This is a genomic window from Nocardia sp. NPDC055165, assembly GCF_053606985.1.
The window spans coordinates 1-26961 of the sequence record NZ_JBSGSS010000017.1; the positions used below are offsets into that span (position 1 = coordinate 1).

General features: G+C 67.1%; 28 protein-coding genes and 2 tRNA genes. 12 read left to right on the plus strand and 18 right to left on the minus strand.

Annotation, left to right across the window (positions count from 1 at the left end; all coding sequences use genetic code 11):
* Window positions 1-111: 111 nt before the first annotated feature.
* Genes ACWFRF_RS28340 through ACWFRF_RS28350 form a run of 3 tightly spaced genes read right to left on the minus strand, consistent with a single transcriptional unit; the run spans window position 112 to window position 2112 of the window.
* Window positions 112-363 carry a hypothetical protein gene (locus ACWFRF_RS28340; protein ID WP_266291645.1) on the minus strand — a complete coding sequence of 84 codons (252 nt, stop codon included), beginning with the start codon at window positions 361-363 and terminating at the stop codon, window positions 112-114.
* A 49-nt stretch (window positions 364-412) separates the two neighbouring features.
* Window positions 413-1096: a uracil-DNA glycosylase gene (locus ACWFRF_RS28345; RefSeq protein WP_358064032.1), complete on the minus strand. Its 684-nt coding sequence runs from the start codon at window positions 1094-1096 to the stop codon at window positions 413-415.
* 11 nt (window positions 1097-1107) lie between these two features.
* The gene (locus ACWFRF_RS28350; RefSeq protein WP_452453340.1) at window positions 1108-2112 is read right to left on the minus strand and encodes a thiamine-phosphate kinase; all 1005 of its coding nucleotides are present in this window, start codon (window positions 2110-2112) and stop codon (window positions 1108-1110) included.
* Between the two features lie 119 nt (window positions 2113-2231).
* Between ACWFRF_RS28350 and ACWFRF_RS28355 the strand changes: the two genes are divergently transcribed.
* On the plus strand, window positions 2232-2999 hold the full coding sequence (locus ACWFRF_RS28355; RefSeq protein ID WP_452453110.1) for a DUF3515 domain-containing protein: 768 nt from the start codon (window positions 2232-2234) through the stop codon (window positions 2997-2999).
* A gap of 65 nt (window positions 3000-3064) precedes the next feature.
* Here ACWFRF_RS28355 and ACWFRF_RS28360 read toward each other — a convergent pair whose 3' ends face one another.
* Both ACWFRF_RS28360 and ACWFRF_RS28365 read right to left on the minus strand, forming a co-directional pair.
* A complete protein-coding gene (locus ACWFRF_RS28360) occupies window positions 3065-4156 on the minus strand; it encodes a D-alanine--D-alanine ligase family protein (RefSeq protein ID WP_452453112.1) in 1092 nt (363 codons plus the stop codon).
* Between the two features lie 44 nt (window positions 4157-4200).
* Complete coding sequence (locus ACWFRF_RS28365; RefSeq protein ID WP_378992122.1) at window positions 4201-5196, minus strand: NAD(P)H-dependent glycerol-3-phosphate dehydrogenase; 996 nt, start codon at window positions 5194-5196, stop codon at window positions 4201-4203.
* Window positions 5197-5227: 31 nt separating this feature from the next.
* Here ACWFRF_RS28365 and cofC point away from each other — a divergent pair, with 31 nt between their 5' ends.
* From cofC to ACWFRF_RS28380, 3 genes are all read left to right on the plus strand, one after another.
* Window positions 5228-5899: a 2-phospho-L-lactate guanylyltransferase gene (gene cofC, locus ACWFRF_RS28370; protein ID WP_378992120.1), complete on the plus strand. Its 672-nt coding sequence runs from the start codon at window positions 5228-5230 to the stop codon at window positions 5897-5899.
* Between the two features lie 72 nt (window positions 5900-5971).
* Window positions 5972-8140 carry an RNA degradosome polyphosphate kinase gene (locus ACWFRF_RS28375; RefSeq protein WP_378992119.1) on the plus strand — a complete coding sequence of 723 codons (2169 nt, stop codon included), beginning with the start codon at window positions 5972-5974 and terminating at the stop codon, window positions 8138-8140.
* Window positions 8141-8163: 23 nt separating this feature from the next.
* Window positions 8164-9084 carry an NUDIX hydrolase gene (locus tag ACWFRF_RS28380; protein ID WP_452453115.1) on the plus strand — a complete coding sequence of 307 codons (921 nt, stop codon included), beginning with the start codon at window positions 8164-8166 and terminating at the stop codon, window positions 9082-9084.
* Between the two features lie 122 nt (window positions 9085-9206).
* On the opposite strand, the gene ACWFRF_RS28385 is transcribed toward ACWFRF_RS28380, so the two are convergent.
* From ACWFRF_RS28385 to leuC, 3 genes are all read right to left on the minus strand, one after another.
* Window positions 9207-9857 (minus strand): HU family DNA-binding protein, encoded by a 651-nt coding sequence (locus ACWFRF_RS28385; protein WP_358105333.1) that lies wholly within the window; start codon window positions 9855-9857, stop codon window positions 9207-9209.
* A 156-nt stretch (window positions 9858-10013) separates the two neighbouring features.
* Entirely contained in the window at window positions 10014-10622 is a 609-nt protein-coding gene (leuD, locus tag ACWFRF_RS28390; RefSeq protein ID WP_378626302.1) for a 3-isopropylmalate dehydratase small subunit, read from the minus strand.
* Between the two features lie 35 nt (window positions 10623-10657).
* A complete protein-coding gene (leuC, locus tag ACWFRF_RS28395) occupies window positions 10658-12082 on the minus strand; it encodes a 3-isopropylmalate dehydratase large subunit (protein WP_378992116.1) in 1425 nt (474 codons plus the stop codon).
* A gap of 63 nt (window positions 12083-12145) precedes the next feature.
* Here leuC and ACWFRF_RS28400 point away from each other — a divergent pair, with 63 nt between their 5' ends.
* Window positions 12146-12847: an IclR family transcriptional regulator gene (locus ACWFRF_RS28400; protein ID WP_101466364.1), complete on the plus strand. Its 702-nt coding sequence runs from the start codon at window positions 12146-12148 to the stop codon at window positions 12845-12847.
* 51 nt (window positions 12848-12898) lie between these two features.
* Here ACWFRF_RS28400 and ACWFRF_RS28405 read toward each other — a convergent pair.
* The 4 genes from ACWFRF_RS28405 to ACWFRF_RS28420 form a co-directional block, all read right to left on the minus strand.
* A tRNA-Glu gene (locus ACWFRF_RS28405) sits at window positions 12899-12971 on the minus strand.
* Window positions 12972-12998: 27 nt separating this feature from the next.
* Window positions 12999-13070: transfer RNA gene (locus ACWFRF_RS28410), tRNA-Gln, on the minus strand.
* A 191-nt stretch (window positions 13071-13261) separates the two neighbouring features.
* Window positions 13262-14737 carry a glutamate--tRNA ligase gene (gltX, locus tag ACWFRF_RS28415; protein WP_379221351.1) on the minus strand — a complete coding sequence of 492 codons (1476 nt, stop codon included), beginning with the start codon at window positions 14735-14737 and terminating at the stop codon, window positions 13262-13264.
* A 20-nt stretch (window positions 14738-14757) separates the two neighbouring features.
* Window positions 14758-15531 (minus strand): fumarylacetoacetate hydrolase family protein, encoded by a 774-nt coding sequence (locus ACWFRF_RS28420; protein WP_378626299.1) that lies wholly within the window; start codon window positions 15529-15531, stop codon window positions 14758-14760.
* A gap of 303 nt (window positions 15532-15834) precedes the next feature.
* Here ACWFRF_RS28420 and ACWFRF_RS28425 point away from each other — a divergent pair, with 303 nt between their 5' ends.
* Window positions 15835-17010: an MFS transporter gene (locus ACWFRF_RS28425; RefSeq protein ID WP_378992391.1), complete on the plus strand. Its 1176-nt coding sequence runs from the start codon at window positions 15835-15837 to the stop codon at window positions 17008-17010.
* 184 nt (window positions 17011-17194) lie between these two features.
* Here ACWFRF_RS28425 and ACWFRF_RS28430 read toward each other — a convergent pair whose 3' ends face one another.
* The 3 genes from ACWFRF_RS28430 to serA form a co-directional block, all read right to left on the minus strand.
* On the minus strand, window positions 17195-17803 hold the full coding sequence (locus ACWFRF_RS28430; protein WP_378992112.1) for a Uma2 family endonuclease: 609 nt from the start codon (window positions 17801-17803) through the stop codon (window positions 17195-17197).
* A 201-nt stretch (window positions 17804-18004) separates the two neighbouring features.
* Window positions 18005-19012 (minus strand): 3-isopropylmalate dehydrogenase, encoded by a 1008-nt coding sequence (locus ACWFRF_RS28435; protein ID WP_387442084.1) that lies wholly within the window; start codon window positions 19010-19012, stop codon window positions 18005-18007.
* Between the two features lie 119 nt (window positions 19013-19131).
* A complete protein-coding gene (gene serA, locus ACWFRF_RS28440; RefSeq protein WP_378626296.1) occupies window positions 19132-20730 on the minus strand; it encodes a phosphoglycerate dehydrogenase in 1599 nt (532 codons plus the stop codon).
* 135 nt (window positions 20731-20865) lie between these two features.
* Here serA and ACWFRF_RS28445 point away from each other — a divergent pair, with 135 nt between their 5' ends.
* On the plus strand, window positions 20866-21669 hold the full coding sequence (locus ACWFRF_RS28445) for a nucleotidyltransferase domain-containing protein (protein ID WP_452453119.1): 804 nt from the start codon (window positions 20866-20868) through the stop codon (window positions 21667-21669).
* Between the two features lie 72 nt (window positions 21670-21741).
* Here the strand turns inward: ACWFRF_RS28445 and ACWFRF_RS28450 are convergent, their stop codons facing one another.
* Window positions 21742-21945 carry a cold-shock protein gene (locus ACWFRF_RS28450; protein WP_056812000.1) on the minus strand — a complete coding sequence of 68 codons (204 nt, stop codon included), beginning with the start codon at window positions 21943-21945 and terminating at the stop codon, window positions 21742-21744.
* A gap of 418 nt (window positions 21946-22363) precedes the next feature.
* Between ACWFRF_RS28450 and ACWFRF_RS28455 the strand changes: the two genes are divergently transcribed.
* On the plus strand, window positions 22364-23146 hold the full coding sequence (locus tag ACWFRF_RS28455) for an MHYT domain-containing protein (protein WP_452453122.1): 783 nt from the start codon (window positions 22364-22366) through the stop codon (window positions 23144-23146).
* 88 nt (window positions 23147-23234) lie between these two features.
* On the plus strand, window positions 23235-23504 hold the full coding sequence (locus ACWFRF_RS28460; protein WP_452453124.1) for a hypothetical protein: 270 nt from the start codon (window positions 23235-23237) through the stop codon (window positions 23502-23504).
* Here ACWFRF_RS28460 and ACWFRF_RS28465 read toward each other — a convergent pair whose 3' ends face one another.
* Complete coding sequence (locus tag ACWFRF_RS28465) at window positions 23505-23708, minus strand: cold-shock protein (RefSeq protein ID WP_358063985.1); 204 nt, start codon at window positions 23706-23708, stop codon at window positions 23505-23507. It abuts the gene before it with no gap.
* Window positions 23709-23878: 170 nt separating this feature from the next.
* Between ACWFRF_RS28465 and ACWFRF_RS28470 the strand changes: the two genes are divergently transcribed.
* On the plus strand, window positions 23879-25174 hold the full coding sequence (locus ACWFRF_RS28470) for a hypothetical protein (RefSeq protein WP_452453126.1): 1296 nt from the start codon (window positions 23879-23881) through the stop codon (window positions 25172-25174).
* Here ACWFRF_RS28470 and ACWFRF_RS28475 read toward each other — a convergent pair.
* Window positions 25164-25607 (minus strand): NUDIX hydrolase, encoded by a 444-nt coding sequence (locus ACWFRF_RS28475; RefSeq protein ID WP_378992103.1) that lies wholly within the window; start codon window positions 25605-25607, stop codon window positions 25164-25166. The two genes, ACWFRF_RS28470 and ACWFRF_RS28475, sit on opposite strands and share 11 nt — an antisense overlap.
* A 76-nt stretch (window positions 25608-25683) precedes the next feature.
* Between ACWFRF_RS28475 and ACWFRF_RS28480 the strand changes: the two genes are divergently transcribed.
* Together ACWFRF_RS28480 and ACWFRF_RS28485 are read left to right on the plus strand one after the other, a co-directional pair.
* Window positions 25684-26328: a hypothetical protein gene (locus ACWFRF_RS28480; protein WP_378992102.1), complete on the plus strand. Its 645-nt coding sequence runs from the start codon at window positions 25684-25686 to the stop codon at window positions 26326-26328.
* A gap of 74 nt (window positions 26329-26402) precedes the next feature.
* Window positions 26403-26921, plus strand: coding sequence for a hemerythrin domain-containing protein (locus ACWFRF_RS28485; protein WP_379292668.1), 519 nt, complete (start codon window positions 26403-26405; stop codon window positions 26919-26921).
* Window positions 26922-26961 lie beyond the last annotated feature (40 nt).

Genomic DNA, 26961 nt, shown 5'->3' on the forward strand with positions numbered 1-26961 from the left:
CGGTTTTTCGGCCCGCCTCCAACCCTTTGGGCTTTCCGTACCCCCCAAGGCGCAGTATCGCCCTTCGGATGCGAGGCCCTCAGGGCCGAAAACCCCGCGGCGCCAGCCGCTCTAACAAGCAGCGCCGAGGGCGCTGAAGGTGTTCTGCAGCAGGCAGGTCACCTTCGCGTTCACGCCCGAGGAGATGGTCGAGGTGCCGGTGGAGGTCCATTCCTCGCCGACCTGGGTGGTGGCCACCGGTGCGGCCTGCTCGTTGTAGGGCTCGAGCTGCAGGCCTGCGGCGGTGGCCGAGCCCGCGCCCGCGGTGATGGCGGCGGCGACGGCGGCGGTCGCGAGGGCAGCGCGAACGGTGGAGATGTGCATCGGGTTGTGCTCCTTCATCATTCTCTTCTGGTGCGGGCGACGCCCCGGGTCAGGGCAGCCGCCAGTCGACGGGGTCGGCGCCGAGTTCGTCGAGCAGTTCGTTGACCCGGGAGAACGGTCGTGAACCGAAGAACCCGCGCGAGGCGGAAAGCGGTGAGGGGTGCGCCGATTCGACGTAGGGCACCTCGGCGTCGACCAGTGTGGGCTTCAGTGAGCGGGCGTCGTTGCCCCACAGCACCGCCACGAGCGGCTCGTCACGGGCGACCAGCGCCCGGATCGCCTGCTCGGTGACCGCTTCCCAGCCCTTGCCCCGGTGCGAGGCGGGCGCGCCGGGGGTGACGGTGAGTACCCGGTTCAGCAGCAGCACACCCTGATCCGACCAGGGGCTCAGGTCTCCGCAGGTCGGCGTATCGAAGCCGAGATCCTTGCTGTATTCGGCGAAGATGTTGGACAAGCTGCGTGGAACCGGCGAAACCTGCGGTGTGACAGAGAAACTCAGCCCCATCGCGTGGCCCGGTGTCGGGTACGGATCCTGGCCGACGATCAGCACGCGCACCGCGTCGAACGGGCGCTGGAACGCGCGCAGCACGTTCTCCCCTTCGGGAAGATAGCCGCGGCCCGCCGCGTTCTCTTCGCGAAGGAATTCGCCCATTTCGCTGATGCGGTCGGTGACCGGCTCCAGTGCCCGGGCCCAGCCCGGATCGATGATCTCCGACAGTGGTTTGGCACCCATGACCGCACAACCTATCGTTCGCCGTCGGTGGGCGTGGCGTCCGCCCCACGGAACGATTCCCAGCCGGTGCCGCCGGTGGGTGTCACGCCGTCGACGGTGACGCCACTGCCTGCGGTTACTACGCCGATCGGCCGCCAGCCCGCGGGGAGCGCCACCTCGGCCGGCCAGGTTCCGGCGAAGGCGTGGTCTTCGCCGCCGGCCAGAATCCATTGCGCGGCATCGGCATCGAGCAATGTCGCGAGGGCCGCCAGTTCGGGGTCGGTCAGTGCCGCGCTGTGCACGTCGATCGCGACGTTCGAGGCGGCGGCGAGATGCCCGAGGTCGGCGAGCAGTCCGTCGGAGACATCGGTGAGGGCGGTCGGGGGGTGCGCGCCGAACGCGTCGATCACCGCCGCGTACGGCGGCTGCGGAACACGATGTGTCGCAAGGGCATAGGTGAACTCGGGATCGGCGAGGTCCGCGCCGCCGGTCAGGACGGCCAGCCCGGCGCCGGACCAGCCGAGTTCGCCTGCCACCGCGACGATGTCACCGGCCACCGCGCCCGAGCGGGTGATCGCGGGCTGTCCGCCGAGGTCGCCGAACGCGGTCACCGAGACGATCAGCTGATCGCTGCGCACCAGGTCGCCGCCCGCGATGGACCCCCCGGCGCGGCCGGCCTCGATCCACATCCCGTCGGCGATCCCTTCGACCACGGACACGGGGGTGTCGGCCGGGCAGCCGAGCGCGACCACGAACGCGGTAGGCCGCGCGCCCATCGCCACCACATCGGCGGCGTTCTGGGCGATGGCCTTGCGGCCGATGTCGACGGGCGAGGACCAGTCGAGGCGGAAGTGTCTGCCTTCGACGAGCATGTCGGTGCTCACCACGAACCGCCCATCGGGCGCCGCGACCAGCGCGGCGTCGTCACCGGGGCCGAGCAGCACGTGCGCGGCCTGCTCCCGACCGGCGTTGATCCGGTCGATCAAGGCGAATTCGCCCAGCTCACGCACCGTCTGCGGACGGCTGTCCTCGCTGATGACCGACCCCTTCCCGCTGTGCTGCTGACCGACGAAATCGCCCCGACGGTACCCTTTCGGAGGCGATCGGGCACCACCGACGGCGCAGGCGAACCAGCGAACGGAAGGACCACACAGCTATGGCGGACTCGACACCGGAGGATCGCGACGAGGCGACCACTCCCGACGACACCGCCGCTGCCGACGCGAAATCGTCCGGCGACGAGCCGACGTCCGACGACACACCGTCGTCCGGCGAAGGCGCCCACCCGGAACCCGCCGCCGAGCCGAGCCTCGCCGCCGACACAGACAGGGACGCGGGCGATTCGGAGTCCGACGACGAGGACGAGGACGAGGACTCCGACGATGCCGACCTCGAGTCACACCACTCTCCCGCGCTGATCGCCACCGCGGTCGCCCTGCCCGTCGTCTTGATCGTCGCCGTCCTGGTCGCCGCCTTCATCGCCCTGCGCGCCCCCGTCGAACGCGAGCCCCTCGCCCTCGGCCCGGTCCCGGCCCCCGCCGCCGACGGCCCCGCCTGTCAAACACTGCTCCCGGCCCTGCCCGCCGAGCTCGGCGACTACACCAAGTCGACCCTCGTCGAACCCGCCCCGCCGGCCACCCGCGCCTGGCAGCTCCCCGACGGCGGCGATCCGATCACGCTGCGCTGCGGCCTCGACCGCCCCCTCGAGTTCAACCGCGCGTCACCGTTGACGGTGATCGACGGCGTGAAGTGGTTTCAGGTCCGCGACGAGGTCGGCAAGACCGGCACCTGGTTCGCCGTCGACCGCGAGACCTACATCGCGCTGACCGTCCCCGACGGCTCCGGCACCAGCGCGGTGCAGACCGTGTCCGACATCATCAACGCGAATCTGCCTGCCCGCGAACCGACTCCGGGCGAACTCTGAGCTAACAGACTGGTGCCGTGGGCTTTCGCGCACAACTCCGCCGAAAGCCCTGCGGCCGAACAGGACTACCGCAGCCCGGTTCCGCGCGCGAGCGCCGTCTCGATCAGCGTCGACACCAGCGTCGGGTAGTCGATACCGGTCGCTTCCCACATCCGCGGGTACTGCGAGATCGGCGTGAAGCCGGGCATCGTGTTGATCTCGTTGATCACCGGACCGTTCTCGGTGACGAAGAAGTCGACCCGCGCCAGCCCCTGGCAGTCGAGCGCGCGGAACGCCCGCACCGACAGCTCCCGGATCTCGTCGGCGACATCGTCGTCGAGCTTGGCGGGCACATCGAATTCGCACACGTCGTCGAGGTATTTGGTGGCGAAGTCGTAGAACTCGGGTGCGGCCGCGTCGGCATCGGGCATGCGGATCTCGGAGACGACGCTGCCGCGCACCTCACCATCGGCGAATTCCAGTACGCCACACTCGACTTCGCGTCCGACGATGCCCGCTTCGATGATCACCTTGGGGTCGTGCGCACGGGCGGCGGCGATGGCCGCGGCGAGATCGGCCCAATCGGTGATCTTGGTGATGCCGATCGAGGAGCCACCGCGCGCGGGCTTCACGAAGGCAGGAAGGCCGATCCGGGTCCGGTCGGCCTCGGACAGGGTCTCGGTGCCCGGCCGCAGCACGACCTGCACGCCGACGGGCAGCGATTCGGCGGCCAGCAATTTCTTGGTGAACTCTTTGTCCATGCCCGCCGCGCTGGCCAGCACGCCCGCGCCGACATAGGGAATCCCGGCCAGTTCGAGCATGCCCTGCAACGTGCCGTCCTCACCGAAGGGCCCGTGCAGGATCGGGAACACGACGTCGACATTGCCGAGGACGTCGCTCGAGTCGAGGGCGACCAGCGCACCGGAGCGGCCGGGGTCAGCGGCGAGGGTGAGGGCGGTTCCAGACGCGTCGACCTGCGGTTGCACGCCGTGGCTCAGCGCCAGCTCGCCGATCCCGTCGGCCAGTACCCAGCCGCCGGTCGGGGTGATGCCGATCGGCACCACCTCGTAGCGGGTGGGATCGAGGTTGCGCAGCACACTGCTCGCCGACACGCACGAGACGGCGTGCTCGCTGCTGCGCCCGCCGAACACCACAGCCACCCTGATCCGTTCCGTCATGAACGTCACCGTAGTAGGTTCTCGCCGCCGTGGCGCTATCGCCCTTATTCGGGCTTGATCCGCCTGCCGAGCAGGCTGCCGACCGCCTCGCTCACCGATAGCCCCTCATGACACACCCTGTGCACCGCGTCGGTGAGCGGCATCTCCACCCCGTGCTCGGCGGCCAGGGCCCGCACCGATGTGCACGACTTCACACCTTCGGCCACCTGCCCATTGGTCGCTTCCTGCGCGGCGCTCATCGTGCCGCCCGCACCGAGCGCGTACCCGAAGGACCGGTTGCGCGACAGCGGCGAGGTACAGGTAGCCACCAGATCGCCGACACCCGCCAGCCCGGCCAGCGTCACCGGCTGCGCGCCCAGCGCCACCCCGAGCCGGATCACCTCGGCGAGCCCACGCGTGATCAGGCTGGCCGCCGTGTTGTCGCCCAATCCCATTCCCGAAGCGATGCCGCAGGCGAGCGCGATGACGTTCTTGCACGCGCCACCGATCTCGCAGCCGATCACATCGGTATTGGTGTACGGCCGGAAGTACCCGGTGGCACACGCGCGCTGCGCGACCCCGGCCCGCTCGGTGTCGGTGCAGGCGATCACGGTCGCCGCGGGCTGCCGTTCGACGATCTCGTGCGCCAGATTCGGGCCCGACAACACCGCGATGCGTCCCGGCTCGGCCCCGGTGACCTCCGCGATCACCTGACTCATCCGCAGCAGCGTGCCGGTCTCGATCCCCTTGGCCAGACTCAACAGCGTGGCGTCGGACCCGATATCGCCCTTCCACAGATCCAGATTGGCCCGCAACGATTGCGACGGCACCGCCAGCACCACCAGATCCGCCCCGTCCAGCGCGACCCGATGGTCATCGGTGCCCCGCACCGGTGGCAACTGCACGCCGGGCAGGTAGAACGGATTGCGGTGCTCGGTATCGAGCGCCTGCGCCACCTCGGGCCGCCTGGCCCAGATCGTCACGTCGGTCCCCGCCTCGGCCAACACCTTCGCGAACGCCGTACCCCACGACCCCGCACCCATAACCGCCGCCCTCGTCATCAGCCCAATATGCCATGCAAGGATCGGAACCATGCACACCGTGCACGCCGTGATGGCGGTCAAACACATCGGCCGGGCCAAGAGCAGGCTGGCGAACGTGCTGAGCACCGAGCAGCGGGCCCAGCTCGTGCTCGCCATGTTCACCGACACCGCCGTTGCCGCCACCGCGGTGCCCGAGCTGTCGTCGCTGACCGTGGTCACGCCCGATCCGCTGGTCGCCGCCCGCGCGCGCGAGCTCGGCGCGCACGTGCTCGATGAGCCACCGGCCGGTGCCGACCCGCTCAACACCGCGCTCGCCGCGGGCGCCGCCCACGTGCGCGATCGCCACGGACCCACCGCGCTGCTCGCGCTGCAGGCCGACCTGCCCGCTCTCCGCCCGTCCGAACTGGCCGACGTGCTCACCGTCGCCGTCAGCGCGCGATCGGTGGTGATCGATCACACCGGTACCGGCACCGCCGCATTGCTGATCCGCGACGCCACCGCACCGCTGTCGCCCCGCTTCGGCGCCGATTCCGCGCGCGCACACCGCGACGACGGCGCCGTGCCGCTGCTCGGGCACTGGCCGGGCCTGCGCTGCGATGTCGACACCCCCGAGGATCTCGATCTCGTCCGCACGCTCGGCGTCGGCGAATTCACCACCTCGACCCTGCGCGAATTCGGATTCTCATCGCACAGAAGTGATCCCGTTCGCACTGTGTGCTAGCTGATCGCCACAATCGGACCGGTCGGAACGAATCGTGCAATGTCGTGATGCGCGGCGCCCGTTCCTCGAGGGATGATTGATCTCGTGAGCGATACGGAAACCATCAAGCAGCTGCCCCCGATTTCCCCGCCACCTGCGGCCGCCCTCGCCTCGGGCGGTGACGCGAGCGCGCAGCGGTTGCCCAGAGATCGCTACCTCAACCGCGAGTTGAGCTGGCTCGACTTCAACGCCCGTGTCCTGGCCCTGGCCGAGGACGCCTCGTTGCCGTTGCTGGAGCGCGCCAAATTCCTCGCGATCTTCGCGTCGAACCTCGACGAGTTCTACATGGTGCGCGTGGCCGGCTTGAAACGCCGTGCCGAGACCGGCCTGTCGGTGCGCTCGGCCGATGGTCGCTCACCGTCGGAACAGCTGGAGATGATCACCGCCCGTGCCCAGGAGCTCGCCGAGCGGCACGCGAAGGTGTTCATCGACGCGGTGAACCCGGCGCTGGCCGTCGAGGGCATCGACATCATCGGCTGGAGCGACCTCGACGACGATGAGCGCCAACGCCTGTCGAACTACTTCACCGACCAGGTGTTCCCGGTCCTCACACCGCTCGCCGTCGACCCGGCGCACCCGTTCCCCTACATCTCCGGCCTGAGCCTGAATCTGGCCGTGACCGTGCGTGATACCGGCACCGGCGGTGAGCACTTCGCCCGCGTGAAGGTGCCCGACAACGTCGACCGTTTCGTGCGCGTACGCCGCACCGGCGCGCCGTCGGCGATCGCGGCGTTCCTGCCGATGGAAGACCTCATCGCCGCCCACCTCGACCTGCTGTTCCCCGGTCTGACCGTGGTGGAGACGCATTCGTTCCGGATCACCCGCAACGCCGATTTCGAGGTCGACGAGGACCGCGACGAAGACCTGCTGCAGGCGATGGAGCGCGAACTCGCCCGCCGCCGCTTCGGCAAGCCGGTGCGCCTCGAGGTCTCCGACGACATGACCGAGCACATGCTGGAACTGCTGTTACGTGAGCTCGAGGTCGACCCCGCCGATGTGATCCAGGTGCCCGGCCTGCTCGACCTGTCCTGCCTGTGGCAGGTCTACGGTGTCGACCGCCCCGAGCTGAAAGACGCGCCGTATGTTCCGGCCACTCCGGCGGCCTTCGGCGAGCGCGAGACTCCGCGCAACGTCTTCGCCGCGCTACGCGAGGGCGACGTGCTGGTGCACCACCCCTACGACTCCTTCTCCACCAGCGTGCAGCGCTTCATCGAACAGGCCGCGGCCGACCCGCAGGTACTGGCGATCAAGCAGACGCTCTACCGCACCTCCGGTGACTCCCCCATCATCAATTCGCTGATCGAGGCCGCCGAGGCGGGCAAGCAGGTCGTCGCGCTGGTCGAGATCAAGGCCCGCTTCGACGAGCAGGCCAACATCAAATGGGCACGCGAGCTGGAACAGGCGGGCGTGCACGTGGTCTACGGCCTGGTCGGTCTGAAGACCCACTGCAAGACCTGCCTGGTGGTGCGCCGCGAGGGTTCCACGATCCGGCGCTACTGCCACATCGGCACCGGCAACTACAACCCGAAGACCGCGCGCCTGTACGAGGACGTGGGGTTGTTCACCGCCGCACCGGAGATCGGCGCCGATCTCACCGACCTGTTCAATTCGCTGACCGGCTACTCCCGCAAGGAGGACTACCGCAATCTGATGGTCGCGCCGCTGGGCGTGCGCGCGGGCATCATCGAGCGGATCGATCGCGAGATCGAACTGGCCGGACAGGGCGCGGCCGCCCGGATCCGGATCAAGGCCAACGCGATCGTCGACGAGCAGATCATCGACGCGCTCTACCGGGCCTCCCAGGCGGGTGTGCCGGTGCAGATCGTGGTGCGCGGCATCTGCGGCCTGCGCGCGGGTGTGCCCGGTCTGAGCGAGAACATCGAGGTGCGGTCGATCCTCGGCCGGTTCCTGGAACATTCCCGGGTCATGGAATTCGGCGCGCAGGAGCAGACCTGGATCGGCAGCGCCGACATGATGCACCGCAATCTCGACCGCCGCGTCGAAGTGATGGTGCAGGTGAAGGATCCCAAACTCGTCGATCAGCTCGCGCAGGTGTTCGATTCCGCGCTCGATCCGGCGACCCGCTGCTGGATCCTGCTGCCGGACGGCACCTGGCAGGCCAGTCCGACCGATGTCGAGGCCGACCAGGTGCGTGATCACCAGGCCTTCCTCATGCGCCGGCGTCGTCCCGATCAGCCGTGAGCGCACAGAGCAAGGATGCGTCGTTGCGTGACCCCCGCGTACGGCCCAATATCCATGCCGCGGGGGCGGTCCTGTGGCGTGCGGGCGCGCTCGGCCCGGAGATCGGCGTGATCCACCGGCCGAAATACGGCGACTGGTCGCTGCCGAAGGGCAAGCTCGATCCCGGCGAGACCCCGGTGGTCGCGGCCGTGCGCGAGGTGGGCGAGGAAACCGGCCTCGCTGCCACGCTGGGGCGCTATCTCGGCCACGTCACCTACCCGATCCCGGGCCACCGTCAGCTCAAGCGGGTCGACTACTGGGCCGCCGAGGCGGCCGACGGCGACTTCGCCGTCAACGACGAAGTCGACCAGCTGCGGTGGTTCCCGTTGGCCCGGGTGATGGACCAATTGTCGTATCCGATGGATCGCCAGATCGTGCGGATCTTCGCGCGGCTGCCCGCCCGCACCAACACGGTGCTGCTGGTGCGCCACGCCAAGGCGGGCAAGCGCAACCGCTTCGACGGACCCGACGAGTTACGGCCGCTCGAGGCCGCCGGGGAACAGCAGGCGAAGGCATTGACGCCGAATCTGCTGGCGTTCGGCGCATCCGAGATCTATTCCGCCGATCCCCTGCGCTGCATCCAAACCGTGACCCCGTTGGCGGAACAGCTCAACACCGAAATCAATTGCGAGCCAATGTTTTCCGAGCAAGGTTACGATTCAGCGAAAAGCACGGCGCGGCAACGATTTCTGTCGTTGGTAACAGATCGGGGGGTGCCGGTCGTGTGTAGTCAGGGCGGGGTGATTCCCGATCTCACCCAGTGGCTGGCCGAGCAGGGCGGACTCACGCTGCCCTCGGCGCGCAATCGCAAGGGCAGCGTCTGGGCATTGTCGTTCGTCGCGGACCGATTGGTCGCGGCGGACCATATGGACCGTTCGTTGTCGACGGCAATCGTCACCACCTGAGTCACCCGGACCGGCTCGGAAACAGCCGAAACGGCCCCGGGATTCCCGGGGCCGTTCTCGGTCCAGTGGTGGGTGATGCGGCCTACGTGCACATTCCCCGACCTGATCCCGCTGCGGCAGGATCAACGAGCACGACGGGCGGCAGTCTTCTTAGCAGCAGTCTTCTTGGCGGCAGGAGCCTTCTTCGCAGCGGTGGTCTTCTTGGCGGCCGTGGTCTTGGCCGCCGTCACCTTCTTGGCAGGAGCCTTCTTGGCCGCCGTCACCTTCTTGGCGGGCGCCTTCTTGGCCGCCGTCACTTTCTTTGCCGCCGTGGTCTTCTTGGCGGCAGGTGCCTTGGTGGCGGCCTTACGGGCCGTGGTCTTGGCCGGACCCTTGGACGGCGTGGCCTTCTTGGCCGCGGTCTTCTTCGCCGCGGTCTTCTTGGCTGCCGCCTTCTTCGCCGCCACCGGGGCATTCACGCCCCGCTTGACGGCAGGCCCGGACGAGGCCAGCTTCTGCTTACCCGCGATGACTGCCTTGAACTGCGCGCCCGGCCGGAAGGCAGGCACCGAAGTAGCCTTCACCTTCACGGTTTCACCGGTACGCGGGTTACGGGCAACCCGGGGAGCACGCTTGCGCTGTTCGAACACACCGAATCCGGTGATGGTGACGCTCTGACCCTTGTGCACGGCACGGACGATGGTGTCGACAACATTCTCGACAGCCGCGGTAGCCGTCCGCCTGTCCGTACCCAACTTTTCGGTCAGAACGTCGATCAGTTCCGCCTTGTTCATTGAATCCTCCGCAGACTAATGGCCCGTCGTCGGACCGACTAGGTACCACGGTAAACCCAGTTTGAGCAAGAGTCTATGTGCCACGCCAAAATTCATGTGGTTTAGCACACGTCCAGCTACCGCCGCCCAGGATGCGCCCCTAAGCGCCCCAGCTGATTACGCCCGTGAAATAGGCTCCGGCAGCGTCACGGGTTTCCATGACGGCCTTCCCTTTTCGAACTCGCTGATCTCGTCGGCGCGGCGCAGCGTGAGGCCGACATCGTCCAAACCCTCCAGCAGACGCCACCGGGTGTAGTCGTCAATATCGAACGGCAACACGACGGTTCCCGCTGTGACGGTGCGCGCGGACAGGTCGACAACCAATTCGATGCCGGGCTGTTCCTCGATCAGCTTCCAGAGCATTTCGACATCGTTCTGTGACATCTGCGCGGCCAACAGCCCGCCCTTGCCCGCATTTCCACGGAAGATGTCCGCGAAACGCGACGAGATGACCACCCGAAAGCCGTAGTCCGACAGCGCCCACACAGCGTGCTCACGCGAAGAACCGGTACCGAAATCCGGGCCCGCCACCAGCACGCTGCCCCGGGTGTACGGCTCGGTGTTGAGAATGAACTCCGGATCGGCACGCCAACCGGCGAACAAGCCGTCCTCGAAACCCGTTCGGGTCACGCGCTTCAGGTAAACGGCGGGGATGATCTGATCGGTGTCGACATTGGACCGGCGCAGCGGTACGCCGATGCCTTTGTGAACGGTGAAGGCTTCCATAACGATTCCCTTTCGATCTGTAGGTGATCGGTGACTCAGGCCAGATCGGCAGGCGAGGACAGGGTTCCACGGACCGCCGTGGCGGCCGCGACCAGCGGCGAGACCAGGTGCGTGCGACCGCCCTTGCCCTGCCTGCCCTCGAAATTGCGGTTCGAGGTCGACGCGCAGCGCTGGCCGGGTTCGAGCTGATCGGGATTCATACCCAGGCACATCGAGCAGCCCGCCTGACGCCATTCCGCGCCCGCGGCGGTGAAAATCTCGCCGAGTCCTTCTTTTTCCGCCTGCGCGCGCACCCGCATCGAGCCAGGCACAACCAGCATTCGTACGCCCTCGGCGACCTGGCGTCCCTTCAAAACATCGGCCACCGCGCGCAAATCTTCGATCCGGCCGTTGGTGCAGGAGCCGACGAATACGGTGTCGACGCTCACCTCACGCAGCGGCATTCCCGGCGTCAGGTCCATGTAGCGCAAGGCCTTCTCGGCGGATTCGCGCTCGTTCTCGTCGGCGATCTGGGCCGGGTCGGGCACATTCGCGCCCAGCGGCAGGCCCTGGCCGGGATTGGTGCCCCAGGTGACGAACGGGGTGAGCGTGTTCGCGTCGATGTGGACCTCGGCGTCGTACTGCGCGCCTTCGTCGGTGACCAGCGCGTCCCAGGAGGCCACTGCGGCATCCCAGTCGGCTCCCTGCGGTGCGTGCGGGCGGCCCTTCAGGAATTCGTAGGTCACCTCGTCGGGGCCGATCATGCCGGCGCGTGCGCCCGCTTCGATGGACATGTTGCAGATCGTCATCCGCGCTTCCATCGACAGCTTGCGGATCGCCTCGCCGCGGTATTCCAGCACATAACCCTGGCCGCCGCCCGTGCCGATCTCGGCGATCACGGCCAGGATCAGGTCCTTGCTCGTGACGCCCGGCGCCAATTCACCGTCGACGGTGATCGCCATCGTCTTGAACGGGCGCAGCGACAGCGTCTGGGTGGCGAGCACGTGCTCGACCTCACTGGTGCCGATGCCCATCGCCAGCGCGCCGAAAGCGCCGTGGGTGGAGGTGTGGCTGTCACCGCAGACGACGGTCATGCCGGGCTGGGTGAGACCCAGCTGCGGACCGACCACGTGCACGATGCCCTGCTCCGCGTCGCCCATCGAGTGCAGGCGCACGCCGAATTCGGCGCAGTTGCGGCGCAGCGTCTCCACCTGGGTGCGCGAGATCGGGTCGGCGATCGGCTTGTCGATATCGGTGGTGGGGACGTTGTGGTCCTCGGTGGCGATGGTGAGATCGGTCCTGCGCACCGGACGGCCCGCCGCGCGTAGCCCGTCGAAGGCCTGCGGACTGGTCACCTCGTGCACGAGGTGCAGATCGATGTAGATCAGGTCGGGTTCACGGGAGGAACCATCGCCTTCACCAGTGACGACGACGTGCTGTTCCCACACCTTCTCGGCCAGTGTGCGAGCGCGCTCGGCCATAGCTTGATCACCTTTCGACGGGCATACTTGGTATCTCAGCATTTGAGACGTTAGTATCGTTCTATGAGACAGCATAGCGGTATCGGTGTTCTCGACAAAGCCGTGGCGGTGCTCTATGCCGTCGCCGACGAGCCCTGCGGTCTCAACGACCTGTGCACCCGCACCGGCCTGCCACGCGCCACCGCGCATCGGCTGGCGGTCGGGCTGGAGACGCACCGGCTGCTGGCCCGTGACGGCAACGGACTGTGGCGGCCGGGGCCCGCGCTCACCGAGTTGTCGGCGGGGGCGGCCGATCCACTGGTGGAGGCCGCCGGTGCCATTCTGCCCCGTCTGCGCGAGATCACCGGCGAGAGCGTCCAGCTCTACTGCCGCGACGGTCACGCCCGCGTCTGCGTCGCCGCGCTGGAGCCGCCCGTCGGCCTGCGCGACACGGTGCCGGTCGGTTCGCGACTACCGCTCACCGCGGGTTCGGCGGCGAAGGTGTTGCTGGCATGGGCCGATCCCGAGTTGCAGCGCACGGTCCTGGCCGACGCGGTGTTCGGCGACCGGGCATTGGCCGAGGTGCGCAAGCGCGGCTGGGCGCAGAGTGCCGCCGAGCGCGCGCAGGGGGTGGCGAGCGTGTCGGCGCCGGTGCGCGATGCGGGCGGGGTGATCGTGGCCGCCGTGTCGGTCTCGGGGCCGATCGATCGAATGGGCCGTAGGCCGGGCGCGCGCTGGGCCGCCGATCTGGTCGCGGCCGCCGAGGCATTGCACAAGCGATTGTAGAAACGAAGAAGGCCCCCGGTCGGATTCGACCGGGGGCCTTACTTTGCTTTGTAGCCCCGACGGGATTCGAACCCGCGCTACCGCCTTGAGAGGGCGGCGTCCTAGGCCGCTAGACGACGGGGCCAGGACGATCTCACAGAGTGAAACCTTGCTGGGGTACCAGGACTCGAACCTAGAATGGCTGTACCAGAAACAGCTGTGTTGCCAATTACACCATACCCCAAAGACCGAAACGCCCGGCCTTGCAATCCCCACCGAGTGGTTGTCGGTGTTGCGAGGCCGTGTTCCGCGGCGATGAGAAGATTACCAAACACTAGGGGGTAAACTACAAATCGCCTGGTCAGAAGCCGCTTTTCGGCCGTTTTCGACCCTGCTGGAGCGGATGCGGCGCAGGGCCGCACCCGCTTCCCACAGCTACTGCGCGGCAGGAGCCCAACCACGGGCGGCACGCAGTCGATCGAGTGAGGCCTCGCGACCCAGCAATTCCATCGACTCGTACAGCGGCGGGCTGATGTGCGAACCCGTCACCGCGACCCGCACCGGCGCGAACGCCTTACGCGGCTTGAGCCCCAGATCGTCGATCAGCGCCTTTTTCAGCGCCTCCTCCAGTGCCGGGGTGGTCCACTCGCCCAGCGGCTCCACAGCGGCGATCGCGGCGTCGAGCACGGGGTCGGCCTCGGCGCCGAGATTCTTGGTGCCCGCCGCCTGGTCGATCGCGAACTCCGCGGGAGCGACGAAGAGGAACTTCAGCAGGTCCCACGCGTCACCGAGCACCACGATGCGGGTCTGCACGAGTTCGGCGGCGACCAGGAATGTCTTCTCGTCGACTTCGGCCCCGATGTGGCCCTTCGCGGTGAGGAACTCACGCAGACGGTGACCGAAATCGCCGGGCTCGAGAAGGCGAATCTGCTCGGCGTTGATCGCGTCGGCCTTCTTCTGATCGAAGCGGGCCGGATTCGAATTCACCGAGGAGATATCGAAAGCCGCGACCATTTCCAGCATGGAGAACACATCGCGGTCCTCGCCGATGCTCCAGCCGAGCAGGGCGAGGTAATTCAGCAAACCCTCGGGGATGAATCCGCGGTCCCGATGCAGAAACAGATTCGATTCCGGGTCGCGCTTGGACAGTTTCTTGTTGCCCTGACCCATCACGAACGGCAGATGCCCGAACTCGGGCGTGAACTCGGCAACCCCGATACGCTGCAGCGCGGCATACAGCGCGAGCTGACGTGGTGTCGAGGAGAGCAGATCCTCACCCCGCAACACATGGGTGATCCGCATCATCGCGTCGTCGACCGGATTCACCAACGTGTAGAGCGGGTCACCATTGCCCCGGGTGAGGGCGAAATCGGGGACGGTGCCGGCCTTGAAGGTAGTTTCGCCGCGAACCAGATCATTCCATCCGAGATCTTCGTCGGGCATCCGCAAGCGGACCACGGCGGGGCGACCCTCGGCTTTGTACGCCGCGATCTGCTCGGCGCTGAGATCGCGATCGAAATTGTCGTAACCGAGTTTCGGGTCGCGGCCGACGGCGCGATGACGGGCCTCGACTTCCTCCGGCGTCGAGAATGCCTCATAGGCCTCTCCGGCCTCGAGCAGCCGGCGCACCACATCCAGATGCTGATCGCGGCGCAGCGACTGCCGGTAGGGCTCGTAGGGTCCGCCGACCTCGGGGCCCTCGTCCCAGATGAGCCCCAGCCAGCGCAGCGCGTCGAGCAGCGCGCGGTAGGAATCCTCGGAATCGCGGGCGGCGTCGGTGTCCTCGATGCGGAACACGAATTTGCCGCCGTGGTGGCGCGCGAACGCCCAGTTGAACAGCGCCGTGCGCACCAGGCCGACGTGCGGCGTGCCGGTCGGCGACGGGCAGAAACGGACCCGTACTTCAGTCATGACTCTCTTCTCCGCTGGTCTCAGCGCTTGGTGGCAACAGGATTGGTGAGGGTGCCGATGCCCTCGACGGTGACCGACACGTTCTGCCCGGCCTGCAGCGGTCCGACGCCTTCCGGTGTGCCGGTGAGGATCACGTCACCGGGCAGCAGGGTCATCACCGAGCTGATCCATTCGATGATCTTCGGAATATCGTGCAGGAACAGCGACGTGCGGCTGCGCTGACGGACCTCGCCGTCGACCTCGGTGACGATCTCCAGATCGCTTGGATCCAGCGCGGTTTCGATCCACGGGCCGAGCGGGCAGAACGTGTCGTAACCCTTCGCCCTGGTCCACTGGCCGTCGTGGCGCTGCTGGTCACGAGCGGTGACGTCGTTGGCGATGGTGTAGCCGAGGATCACCTCGGACGCCTTGGCCGCGGCCACGTCCTTGCACGGACGGCCGATCACCACGGCCAGCTCGCCCTCGTAGTCGACCTGAGAAGAGCTGGGCGGCAGGATGATCGATGCGTTCGGGCCGATGATCGAGGTGTTCGGCTTGATGAAGATCACCGGGTCCACCGGCGCCGCACCGCCCATTTCGGCCGCGTGGGCGGCGTAGTTCTTCCCGATGCAGATCACTTTGCTCGCCAGGATCGGTGCCAGCAGGCGGATATCGGCCAGCGGCCAGCTCCGTCCGGTGAACGTCGGCGAGCCGAACGGATGTTCGGCGATCTCCTTGGCGACGGCATCGCTTCCGTCGCCCTCGATGCTGACGAAAGCGACTCCATCGGGACTGGCAACTCGACCTAAGCGCATGCCCCGGAGTCTATCGAGACGGGGCTACCTGCCCGAACGCACCCGTGATGCGACACCGATCGCTCGATAGCCGCCCGGTGGAAGTGCGGGAAAGATCACACCGGTGTGATTCGAAGCCACTGCCCGCCTGCGGGATTCGCGCGTGCGCCGATGTGACCCGTCAGACACCTCGCCGGTGCGGAAATTCCACGGGTCACCGGTGTAGCGTGATCATCGAAGTTCAAAAAATGAGACATCAATCTCAGATAATGAGATGCAATCGTGCAATCCGGCGAGGTGAGAATCGTGACAGACACGCGGCCGATGGCCCCAGTGACGCGGATCGGTGACGGCAGACGCTGGATGATGCTCGCCCTCGGTGTCTTCGCGCAGACCTCGAGTTCGATCTTCATCCACGGCACCCCGTTCCTGCTGCCCGCGCTCACCGCTCGTGGCGATTCACTCGCGTCCGCCGGAGCCCTGGTGGCATTGCCGACCGTAGGTCTGGTCTGCACCCTGATCGCCTGGGGGTACGTGGTCGACCGGATCGGCGAACGCATCGTGCTGGTGGCGGGGACCCTGCTGATGTTCGTGGCAGGCGTCGCCGCGGCCGTGGTGGACAACCCGGTCGCGTTCGGTGCGCTGCTGTTCGTGGGCGGCATCGGCGCCGCCAGCTCCAACGGCGCCAGTGGCCGGGTGATCGTCGGCTGGTTCCCGCCGGACCGGCGTGGCCTGGCCATGGGTATTCGCCAGACCGCGCAGCCACTGGGCGTCGGCATCGGCGCGCTCACCATCCCGTGGGTGGCCGCGCACCACGGCATCCCCGCAGCGCTGCTGGTACCGGCCCTGATGGCCGGGGTCGCCGCGATCGGCTGCCTGGTCGGCATCATCGACCCACCGCGACCGGCCGCGAAGGCCGCCGACCGCGCCAATCCCTATCGCGGCGACTCCACCCTGTGGCGCATCCACGGCGTCTCGATCCTGCTGGTCGTCCCCCAGGCCACACTGTGGACCTTCGGCCTGCTGTGGCTCCACGTCGACCTGGGTTGGTCACTGGCCGCGGCGGGCGCCTTGATGACCGCCACCCAATTCCTGGGCGCCGCAGGCAGAATCGGCGCGGGAGCCTGGTCGGACCGAGTCGGCTCCCGCCTGGGCCCCCTGCGTCAGGTAGCCATCGCCGCCGCCCTCGCCATGGCCGCCCTGACCGTCACCGCCTGGACCGACTGGTGGTGGGCCGCCGTCCCGTTGATGGTCGCGGCGTCGGTGATCTCGGTGTCCGACAACGGTTTGGCGTTCACAGCCGTGGCCGAGATCGCCGGCCCCTTCTGGAGCGGTCGCGGCCTCGGCATCCAGAACACCGGCCAGAACCTCGCGATAGCCGCCGTCCCACCACTTTTCGGTGCGGTGATCACGGCGACCGGCTTCCCCGTGGTCTACGCCTTGGCGGCGGTCGCCGCAGTGGCGGCGGTGCCCTTGGTACCCAGAGAATCCCGAAAGTAACAGCACGGCAGTCTGGTTCATCGAGACACGGCGCCCCTACCCTGCTCGCACCCCTGCCCGCGAATTACGTTCCGGGACAGTCGAGTAGCCGTATCACCCACTCACCGGACACAATTCGATCCGCGCCACCAACGGCAAAGGCTCGCTCCGGCATTCAGCCGAAGCGAGCCTTGTTGCCGGGCTGTCAGAAGTCGATCAGCTGTTCGGGATCGAAGGACAATCGAACATCGCTGTCTCCCCGCAACACTGCGTCGAACATCGAGCCGGATCCGACCGCCGGATCGGCACGATAGGTACCTGCGCCCGCATCGAGCAGCAGCCGGATGACTCGAATGCTGGGCCGATGCTCCACGATCCAATATTCGGGAATCCCGAGCGCCGCATATTCACCGACTTTTCGCACCCGATCGGTACGTTCGCTCCCGCTGCCCGGCGAGACCACCTCGACAACGAGCAAGACGTCGAGTCCTGGAAGAATTTTCGGCACCTCGTCCACGATCACCGATCGTGCGACGTCACGAGGAACGATGAGAACGTCAGGCTTCCGTACACCGGAAGGGGTGCTGATCTCCCACTCACCGCCGTCGAGGACTACCAGTGAGTCGTTGGGCAGTGCGCCTCGCACTATTTGAGCCAGCCGGTGCGCGATCCAGTTGTGCCGAGCCCCCGCAGCCACCTCGACCAACCACCCGTCCTCGAGTTCGAACCCTTTGCCGTCCTCCGACAGGTCGTGCAGATCGAGCACAGTGTAGGGGCCGAAGCCGCTGTCACCGACAGCGCGGTCAACCGTCATCTCGCCTCCCGATCTGGGGCCTTCCACCCTTCATCTGCCTGACCGCCCGACTGGACACGCCACGATGTGATCAGTCTAATCACCACGGTCCGGGATAGACACCACCGTCGAGTCGCGTACAGATTCAGCGACCAATCACCCGAAACCTGGAAGGGCCTGCACCATCGAGCACCGGTGCAGGCCCTTCCCCGTCGAGTTGTCCTACACGATGGCCGCGATGCGGTCGCCGACCTCCACGGTGGACGCGGTGCCGGTGCGCGAGGCCAGGTCCTTGGCGACGGCGGATTCGATGCGCGCCGCGCCCTCGGTGTTGCCGAGGTGGTTGAGCAGCAACGAGACCGAGAGGATGGCGGCGGTCGGATCGGCCTTGGACTGACCCGCGATATCGGGGGCACTGCCGTGGACCGGCTCGAACATCGACGGGTTCACACCCGAGGCGTCGATATTGCCCGAGGCGGCCAGACCGATGCCACCGCTGACGGCGGCGGCGAGGTCGGTGATGATGTCGCCGAACAGGTTGTCGGTGACGATCACATCGAAGCGGCCCGGATCGGTCACCATGTGGATAGTGGCGGCGTCGATGTGCTGATACGCCGTGGTCACATCCGGGAATTCGACCGCGACCTCGTCGACGGTGCGCTGCCACAGCGAACCGGCGAAGGCGAGCACATTGTTCTTGTGCACCAGGGTGAGGTGCTTGCGACGGGCCCGCGCGGTGGCGAAGGCGTAGCGCACCACACGCTCGATGCCGAAGCGGGTGTTGTTGGAGACCTCGGTCGCCACCTCGTGCGGGGTGCCGACGCGGATCGCGCCACCGGTGCCGGTGTACGGGCCCTCGGTGCCCTCACGCACGACCACGAAGTCGATGTCCGGGTTGCCCGACAGGGGGCTGGTGACGCCCGCGTGCAGCTTCGACGGACGCAGGTTCACGTGGTGATCCAGCGCGAAACGGGTCTTGAGCAGCAGTCCACGCTCGAGCACGCCGCTGGGCACCGACGGATCGCCGATCGCGCCGAGCAGAATCGCGTCGTGCTGCTTGAGCTCGGGCAGCACCGACTCCGGCAGGATCTCCCCGGTGCGGTGGTAGCGCGCGGCGCCCAGGTCGTACTCGGTCTTGTCCACACCGGGCACCACCACGTCGAGCACCTTGAGCGCCTCGGCGATGACCTCGGGACCGATGCCGTCACCGGCGATTACTGCGAGTTTCATGAACTAGCTCCGTTCGAAGTCGGGGCGGACCGTGCCGCGCCGGGATACAGGTGCGCGCCGCCACCGTGAGGTGACGGCGCGCAGCTGCCGATGTCCCGGCTGTACCGGGACGAAACAACTCAGGCCAGGTCGACCAGGACGACCTTCGAGGCGCCGACGGCCTCGGCGATCGCGGTCTGCACCTCGGCGGACACCTCGGCGTTGACGCGCAGCACCACGGTGGCGCCTTCGGCGTCCACGTCCTGGCTCAGCTGCGCGGCCAGGATGTCGATCTCGGCCTCGCCCAGCAGGGTGCCGATCTTGCCCAGCGCACCCGGCTTGTCGCTGTAGTTCAGCACGGCCAGGTTCAGGCCCTCGGCGCGCATGTCGTAGTTGCGGCCGTTGATGTTGACGATCTTCTCGACCAGGTTGGGCTCGGTCAGGGTGCCAGCCACGTTCAGGGTCGAACCGTCGCCGAACACAGCGCGCAGGTCGACGACGCTGCGGTGAGTGGGGCTCTCCGACGCGGTGGTGACGGTGGCGGTGATGCCACGGTCCTTGGCCAGCGCCGGGGCGTTGACGAAGGTGACCTGGTCCTCGACCAGCGCCGAGAACACACCGCGCAGCGCGGACAGCTCCAGCACGGCGACGTCCTGTGCGGACAGCTCGCCGCGCACCTGGACCTCGACACTGACGGGCAGCTCGCTGGCGATGGCGCCGAGCAGCGCGCCCTGCTTGCGGACGACGTCGAGCCAGGGGGCGACCTCGTCGTTCACGGCGCCACCGGTGACGTTCACCGCGCCCGGCACGAACTCACCGGCCAGCGACAGCAGCACCGACTTGGCGACATCGGTGCCCGCGCGGTCCTGGGCTTCCGAGGTCGAGGCGCCGAGGTGCGGCGTCACGACGACCTGCGGGAGGTCGAACAGCGGCGAGTCGGTGCACGGCTCGGTCTCGAACACGTCCAGGCCGGCGGCACGCACGTGGCCGGACTTGATGGCGTCGGCGAGCGCCTGCTCGTCGATCAGCCCACCACGGGCGGCGTTGACGATGATGACGCCCGGCTTGGTCTTGGCCAGCGTCTCGGCGTTGAGCATGCCCTTGGTCTCGGGCGTCTTCGGCAGGTGGATGGAGATGAAGTCGGCGCGCTCGAGCACCTCCTCCAGGCTCAGCAGCTCGATGCCGAGCTGCGCGGCGCGAGCGGGCGAGGTGTAGGGGTCGTACGCGACGATCTTGGTCTCGAAAGCGGCCAGGCGCTGCGCGAACAGCTGCCCGATGCGGCCGAGGCCGATCACGCCGACAGTCTTGCCGAAGATCTCGACACCGTTGAACTTGCTGCGCGCCCAGGTCTTCTCCCGCAGGGTCGCGTCGGCGGCCGGGATCTGCCGGGCGGCCGAGAGCAGCAGCGTGACGGCGTGCTCGGCGGCGGTGTGGATGTTGGAGGTCGGCGCGTTGACGACCATCACGCCACGCTCGGTGGCGGCGGGCACGTCGACGTTGTCGAGGCCGACGCCGGCCCGGGCGACGATCTGCAGCTTCTTGCCCGCGTCGAGCACTTCGGCGTCGACGGTGGTGGCGGAGCGCACGAGCAGTGCGTCGGCCTCGGGGACCGCGGCGAGCAGCGCCGGGCGGTCGGGTCCGTCGACCCAGCGAACCTCGACACCGTCACCGAGTGCGTCGACGGTCGACTGGGCGAGCTTGTCGGCGATCAGAACTACAGGACGGCCTGCTTGGCTCACTGTGGGGTACTCCTGGGGAAGAAAGGGGGTCGGCAGTTACCGCCGACCAGGATAGTCGCCCGGACTTCGGCTGCCCTTACCCCCCTGCCCGAAAACCGGGTGAACCCTGGGCACCCACCGCTCTACGATCACCGCATGTCCTTGCGCACCGTCCCCGAATCGATGGACCCGGCCGTGGTGGCCGCCGTCGAGGCAGAGCTCGATCGGGTGGCTGCCGAGCACAACGTGTCCATCCGTCTGGCGATCGAAAGTGGCAGCCGTGCTTGGGGTTTCCCCTCGCCCGATTCCGACTACGACTGCCGTTTCGTCTATGTGGCCGGCCTGGAGACCTACCTGTCTCCGTGGCGCACCCGCGACGTGATCGAAACGCCGCTGATCGGGCTGCTCGACGTGAACGGCTGGGATCTGGCGAAGGCGCTGCGCCTGCTGGTGGCGGGCAACGCGGTGCTCGTCGAATGGTTGATGTCGCCGATCGTCTACCGCGGCGACGAGGCGTTTCGCGCCCGGCTGCGCGAGGTGGCGAGGGAGGTGGCCGATCGCGACCGGATCGCTCGGCACTACCTGCACCTGGGCGCGCGCCAGTGGGCGCTGTTCGAGCGCAACGGCGGTTTGAAGAAGGTGTTCTACGCGCTGCGGCCCGCGATGGCGCTGCGCTGGTTGCGTGAGCATCCGGGTGCCGCGGTGGCGCCGATGCATCTGCCGACGCTGCTCGCCGAGTGCGAGTTGCCGGTCGACCTGGTGGCGGCGATCACCGAACTGACCGATCTCAAGTCGAAGACGAGGGAGATGGGTTCGGCCGCCCCGCCCGCGTTGATCACGGCGTTCATCGACGCCGAATTCGACAGGGCCACCACGGAATTCAACTCCCGCGGGCCGCGTGATCTCACCGCGTCGATGGCCGTCACCGGCGAGTTCTTCCGCGCCGAGGCGCTGCGGTGACTACCCCCGGATAGCAGAAACTCCGCACCAACTGGTGCGGAGCTTCACATTCGTACGCTGGTCAGCGCAGAATCAGATGGCGCGAACGTCCTGAGCCTGGGGGCCCTTCTGACCCTGACCGACCTCGAACTCCACGCGCTGGCCCTCTTCGAGGGACTTGAAGCCGGAGCCGCCGATCGCGGAGTAGTGAACGAAGACGTCCGGGCCGCCTCCGTCTTGGGCGATGAAGCCGAAGCCCTTTTCGCCGTTGAACCACTTAACAACACCCTGTGCCATTTCAAAAACCTTCTGTAGATGAGCTAGGTCCTAATAGTCCGGCCCTGGTCTCGGTGTCCACCATGCCATGATCCGACGAATTCGGCCACATCGCACAGTGCAAAGTGTGCGAACTGTGAGGAAGGCAACCCCCAGATCCTGCCAGCAGCCACTGGCACGGAGGTGACGCGGGCTGCTTTCGGGATGGATGCTCGCCGTATGCCGAGGTAGTTGCTCCACGGATGCCGGATTAGCCGGGAGCGCACACCAAACCGACTGGAACGCTTCACCATCGAGAGCTCTATGCAATAGAGGCATGTCATCGTCAGCAACCCTAGACATTTTCGAGAAACACAGTACGGCAAATTCCCTACCAGCGTATTTTCCGAGATCGTGAGGGATCGCACGCCTCGCCGAGAAATCACGCTAGGAGTAGACGGTGCTGGATATCAACCATTTCACTTACGGCTGGGTGACCCCCCTGCTGGCCTATGTCATGTCGGTCGTCGGGTCGATGCTGGCGCTGCGTTGCATGGTTCGCTCGCGCGCTTCCGGCATGCACGGCGGTTGGCTCACGGCGGCCGCGATCGCACTCGGTGGCACCGGTATCTGGGTCATGCATTTCATCGCGATGCTCGGTTTTTCGGTACGCGGCGTGACCATCCGCTACAACGTTCCCGTCACCTTGTTCAGCGCCGCTGTCGCCATGGGTGTGGTGTGGCTCGGATTGTCCATCGTGGTGCGCCGCAGCTGGGACAGCGCCGCATTACCGGTCGGCGGCACGATCACCGGGCTCGGCGTGGGGGCCATGCACTACGCGGGCATGTACGCGATGAAAACCGACGCCGAGATCATCTACGACCCCGTCGTGGTCGCCGCGTCGCTCGCCATCGCGGTGGTCGCCTCGATCGCGGCGCTGTGGTTCGCCCTGCACATCCACGGCATCGTCGCCACCGCGGGCGCGGCCCTGCTGATGGGCGTGGCCGTCACCGGCATGCACTACACCGGCATGTTCTCGATGAGCGCGCACACCAGCGCCCACGTGGCCCATGCCAGCGGCGCCACCGCGGCCCAGCTGCTCACACCCCTGATCATCGGCATCAGCATGGTGACCATGATCCTGCTGATGCAGGTCGGCATCACCGAAGCCGAGGACCCCAACCTCACCCGCCCTGTGGACGGTCAACGCGCCAGCCGCTTCTGGCCCAGCGGCCAGAACTGAAACTTGTCGGACCCCGATGCGACAATGAAGGAGGTAGAAAACACCGGCATGAGCTGCGGCTATGCCGATTTCCGGGGGGAGTTACACGATGCCGATCATCATTGTCGCCACCATTGCCTGCGCGGTCCTCGGCGCACTGAGCCTGTACGCCGCCACCGTCGCCGAAACCCGCGCGAACCGCGCGTTGCACGACTCCCGGTCCTGCTTCGTCGGCGACGGTAACCCTACGAATTCCTTCTTCACGCATCGCGCCCGGCACGACCGGCTGCACCGTCGCACCAATCAGCTGCTCATCCTGAGCGCGGTCGTCTCACTGGCGGCAACGGGGTTGGCCGCCTACGCGGTGGCTGTCTTCTGATCACCCGGCCCGCACATCGTGTGCTTCGGGTCCGCGCCGGGTCTCGGTGACGGTGTATTCCACGCGCTGACCGTCGCGCAGCGTGCGGAACCCCGCACCGGCCAGCGCGGTGTATTCGACGAATACGTCGGGTCCGCCGGCGTCGGGAGTGATGAATCCGAATCCCTTGCCGCTGTCGAACCAGGCCACGATCCCGCTCGGCATCCACCGACCTTCCGACTCCTGTGCCTGCCAACCTGATTCGCTAATCGTCGCATGCCGCTGCCCGCGACACGACCGGCATTCGATTCGAGGAGCCGATCGCCCGGTGACGAAGTGGATATGCTCCGGACACGGTCCGACCGGACCGGCTCAGCCGCGAGAACGGGGATTCGGTGCAGCCTTCGACCGTTCGCTGCGCGGCCGAAACCGTGACGATCTTCGTCACCACCTCGGTGGCGGCGCTCGTGATCATGTTGCCGATCAGTTTCGCGTCCTTGGCGGCATCGCTGCACGTCGACCTGCTGGTGTTCAACATTCCGCGGGCGATGACCGGTGCGGCGTTCATCGCAGTGATCACCGCCGCCGTCACGGTGGCGATCGGCAGCGTGCGAACGGCCCGCTGGACCGCGCTGATCGCCCTGGTCGGCATCTTGGTGAACCATCTCGCGTTGCTCCCCGACAGCGCCGACGGTCACCTCGACATTCTGTCGCTGCCCACCTTGAACTTCATCGACGCACTACTGGCGGGGGCTGTCATCGGCGCGCTCGCGGTCGCGGTCTGGAACGAACCGCTCCTGCGCACCGTCTATCTGTTCGGCACACTCGGCGGCACCATCCTGGGCGACCTGACCCAGTCGCCCACCGACCCGAACTCCGACGGTTTCAGCGGTGCGCTCGGCGGCGCACTGCCCCTGTGGTTCATCGCCGCGAGCGTGCTCGCGCTCGCGTACTTCGCGCTCACCACCGTGGCCACGCCCCGCTGGACCACCGAAACCGCCATTCCGCTGGCGCCCGTGTTCGCCGCCGTCGTCGCCTTCACGACGACCATCATCACCGCGCTCGCCGTGGCATCGCACAAGACCAGCGCCCCCTATCTGATCGTCGCCTCGGTCGTCGCCATCGCGGCCGCGGTCGCCGCCGCGATGATCCTGCCGGGACGCGACGGGATTCTGGTCCTGCTGATGAGCAGCTTCTCGGTCGCGGGCAGCCTCGTCATCACGCTGCCGCGTTCCGGCTGGGTCGATCTCGCCACCCTCGCCGCCACCGCCGCAGGCCTACTGATCGGCATCCGCACACCGCGTCCACTGGTAGCCGCGACGAGTGTGCTCGCCCTGGCCTGCCTCGTCCTGGCCGCCGATATCTTCGACCCACCCGCCACGCTCACCGCGGCCCTCGGCTGCCTCGCCCTCGGCGCGGTCGCCGGGTATTGCCTCGGCACAGCTGTTCCACAAAGTCCCACGTCCGGGACCGTCGGACTGGCGATCCTGTTCGTGCCCTCGATCGGTGTCGCTTTGAGCGACACCGACTTCGGCCACCTCGCCTATTCGTCGTCCTGGTACCGCACCACCGATGTCGACCGCGGGATCGGCCCCGGCGCGGTTGCGATCGTCGTGGCACTCGGCTGCGCGATCGCCGTCCTGGCCCTGATGCGCCTGCGCTCCGAGACCTCCGAGATCGTCAGCCCCTAGCCGAATCCCAGCCGTATTCCGAGAACGCTTCCCCTGTCATCACCTTGCCGATCCCGACCCGGCAGTAGTCGACGATCTCCTCGGGCAGCGCTTCGGGCTCGAACCATCCCAGTTCCGAACATTTTTCGGGCTCCCGGTTGGCGACCCCGCCTGTCCAACGTCGTACGGTGAAGAACATCTGGACCCGCTCATCGCTGTGCAGCACATGCGCGAATTCCACGTCCCGAGCGTCGATCTCGACCCCCACCTCCTCGCGAGCCTCCCTGATCAACCCGGCCACCGCCGACTCGCCCGCCTCCAGATGTCCCGCGGGCACATGGAACAACCCATCGCCGAACCCCGTATTCGCCCTGCGCCCCAACAACACCCGTCCCTGTGCGTCGACCAACACGAGATGAACCCCCACGAGCACCCGGTACTTCTCCACTGTCACCCCTCCTGATCGAATTGCCCACCCAAGAACTTCGAGACCGCCGCTGTTGCAGATGTTTTCGGGGTATACCCACATCATGAGTTTCCCGGTTTCCTTCGGGTTCGCCCAGGTCGGTCTCCTGGCATTGATCGCCCTCGCCATCGCCCTACTGGTCATGGCCGCACTGGCCGCCACCCGCCGTCGCGGCCCCAAAGCCGTTCTCGGCCGCGCGGTCCCCGGCACCGCCCTCCTCCTCGTCGCGGTCCTCCTCCTCTGGATCGCCACCCTCCTCCAGACCTATCTCGGACTCACCGGCGAGATCAAGGCCGCCCACGTAGTCGCCAAACCCGTTGCCGGCCAGGAACACCAACTCGACCTCGTCCTCACCCAGTTCGACGAAGACGGAAACGCTGGTCAGCCGACAACCCATCGCATCGAGGGCGACATGTTCGCCCTCCAGTCCAACATCGTCGAACTCGAACCGTGGGTCAACGCCCTCGGCTTCCACTCCGGCTACAAGCTCAGCCGCCTGTACGGCCAGCGCCTCGACGGCAAATCCCCCGCCCAGGACCAGACCTTCCTCAACGGCGGCGACCGCGACTTCTTCGAAGACATGAACAAAAACCGCTGGTACACCAGCCCTTTCATCCGCTCCGCGTACGGCAACGCCACCATCGCCACCCCCGGCGAATACGACGTCTACATCTCCCGAGACGCCATCAAGGTCCGCCAGACGAACTGATCCTGAGACGCTCACGCATGGACCTGGGTGAATGAACGATGTCCGGTCTCGTCATACGCCGATGTAATTGATCCATGACTCAACGCGACTTGGCCATGATGTACGCAGCACACGACGCGTTCCGGCGCGATCTCCGAGCACTCGCCGCCGCCCCGGATCGCGAACGCTGGACGCAATTTCGCACCCAACTCTCCGTCCACCACACCGCCGAGGACGTCGTACTCTGGCCGAGCCTGCGCCGCCGCGGCGTGAACGCGCAGCTGGTCGACGCGATGGCCGCCGAACACGACCGAATCGATCCACTCCTCGCCCAAGTGAACCGGACCTTCGACACTTCAGGACCCGAGGCCGCGCGACCGACGCTCGTGGCACTGTCCGAACTGTTGCACAACCACCTACAGCACGAAGAACAAGAAACACTGCCACTGATCAACGATCGAGAATGGTCGCTACTGGACCGAGAAATGCGCCGCCGCATCGGACTCCGCGGTCTTCGGCCCTATTACTCGTGGCTCCTGCGGGACATCGAGGGTGAACCCCGCCGCAGGGCACTGTCCACGGTCCCCGGTCCTCTCCGCCTGATGTTCTCGTAGACCGAAAGTTGCTCGCTTCGAGCGGGAGGCCGCGTACCGT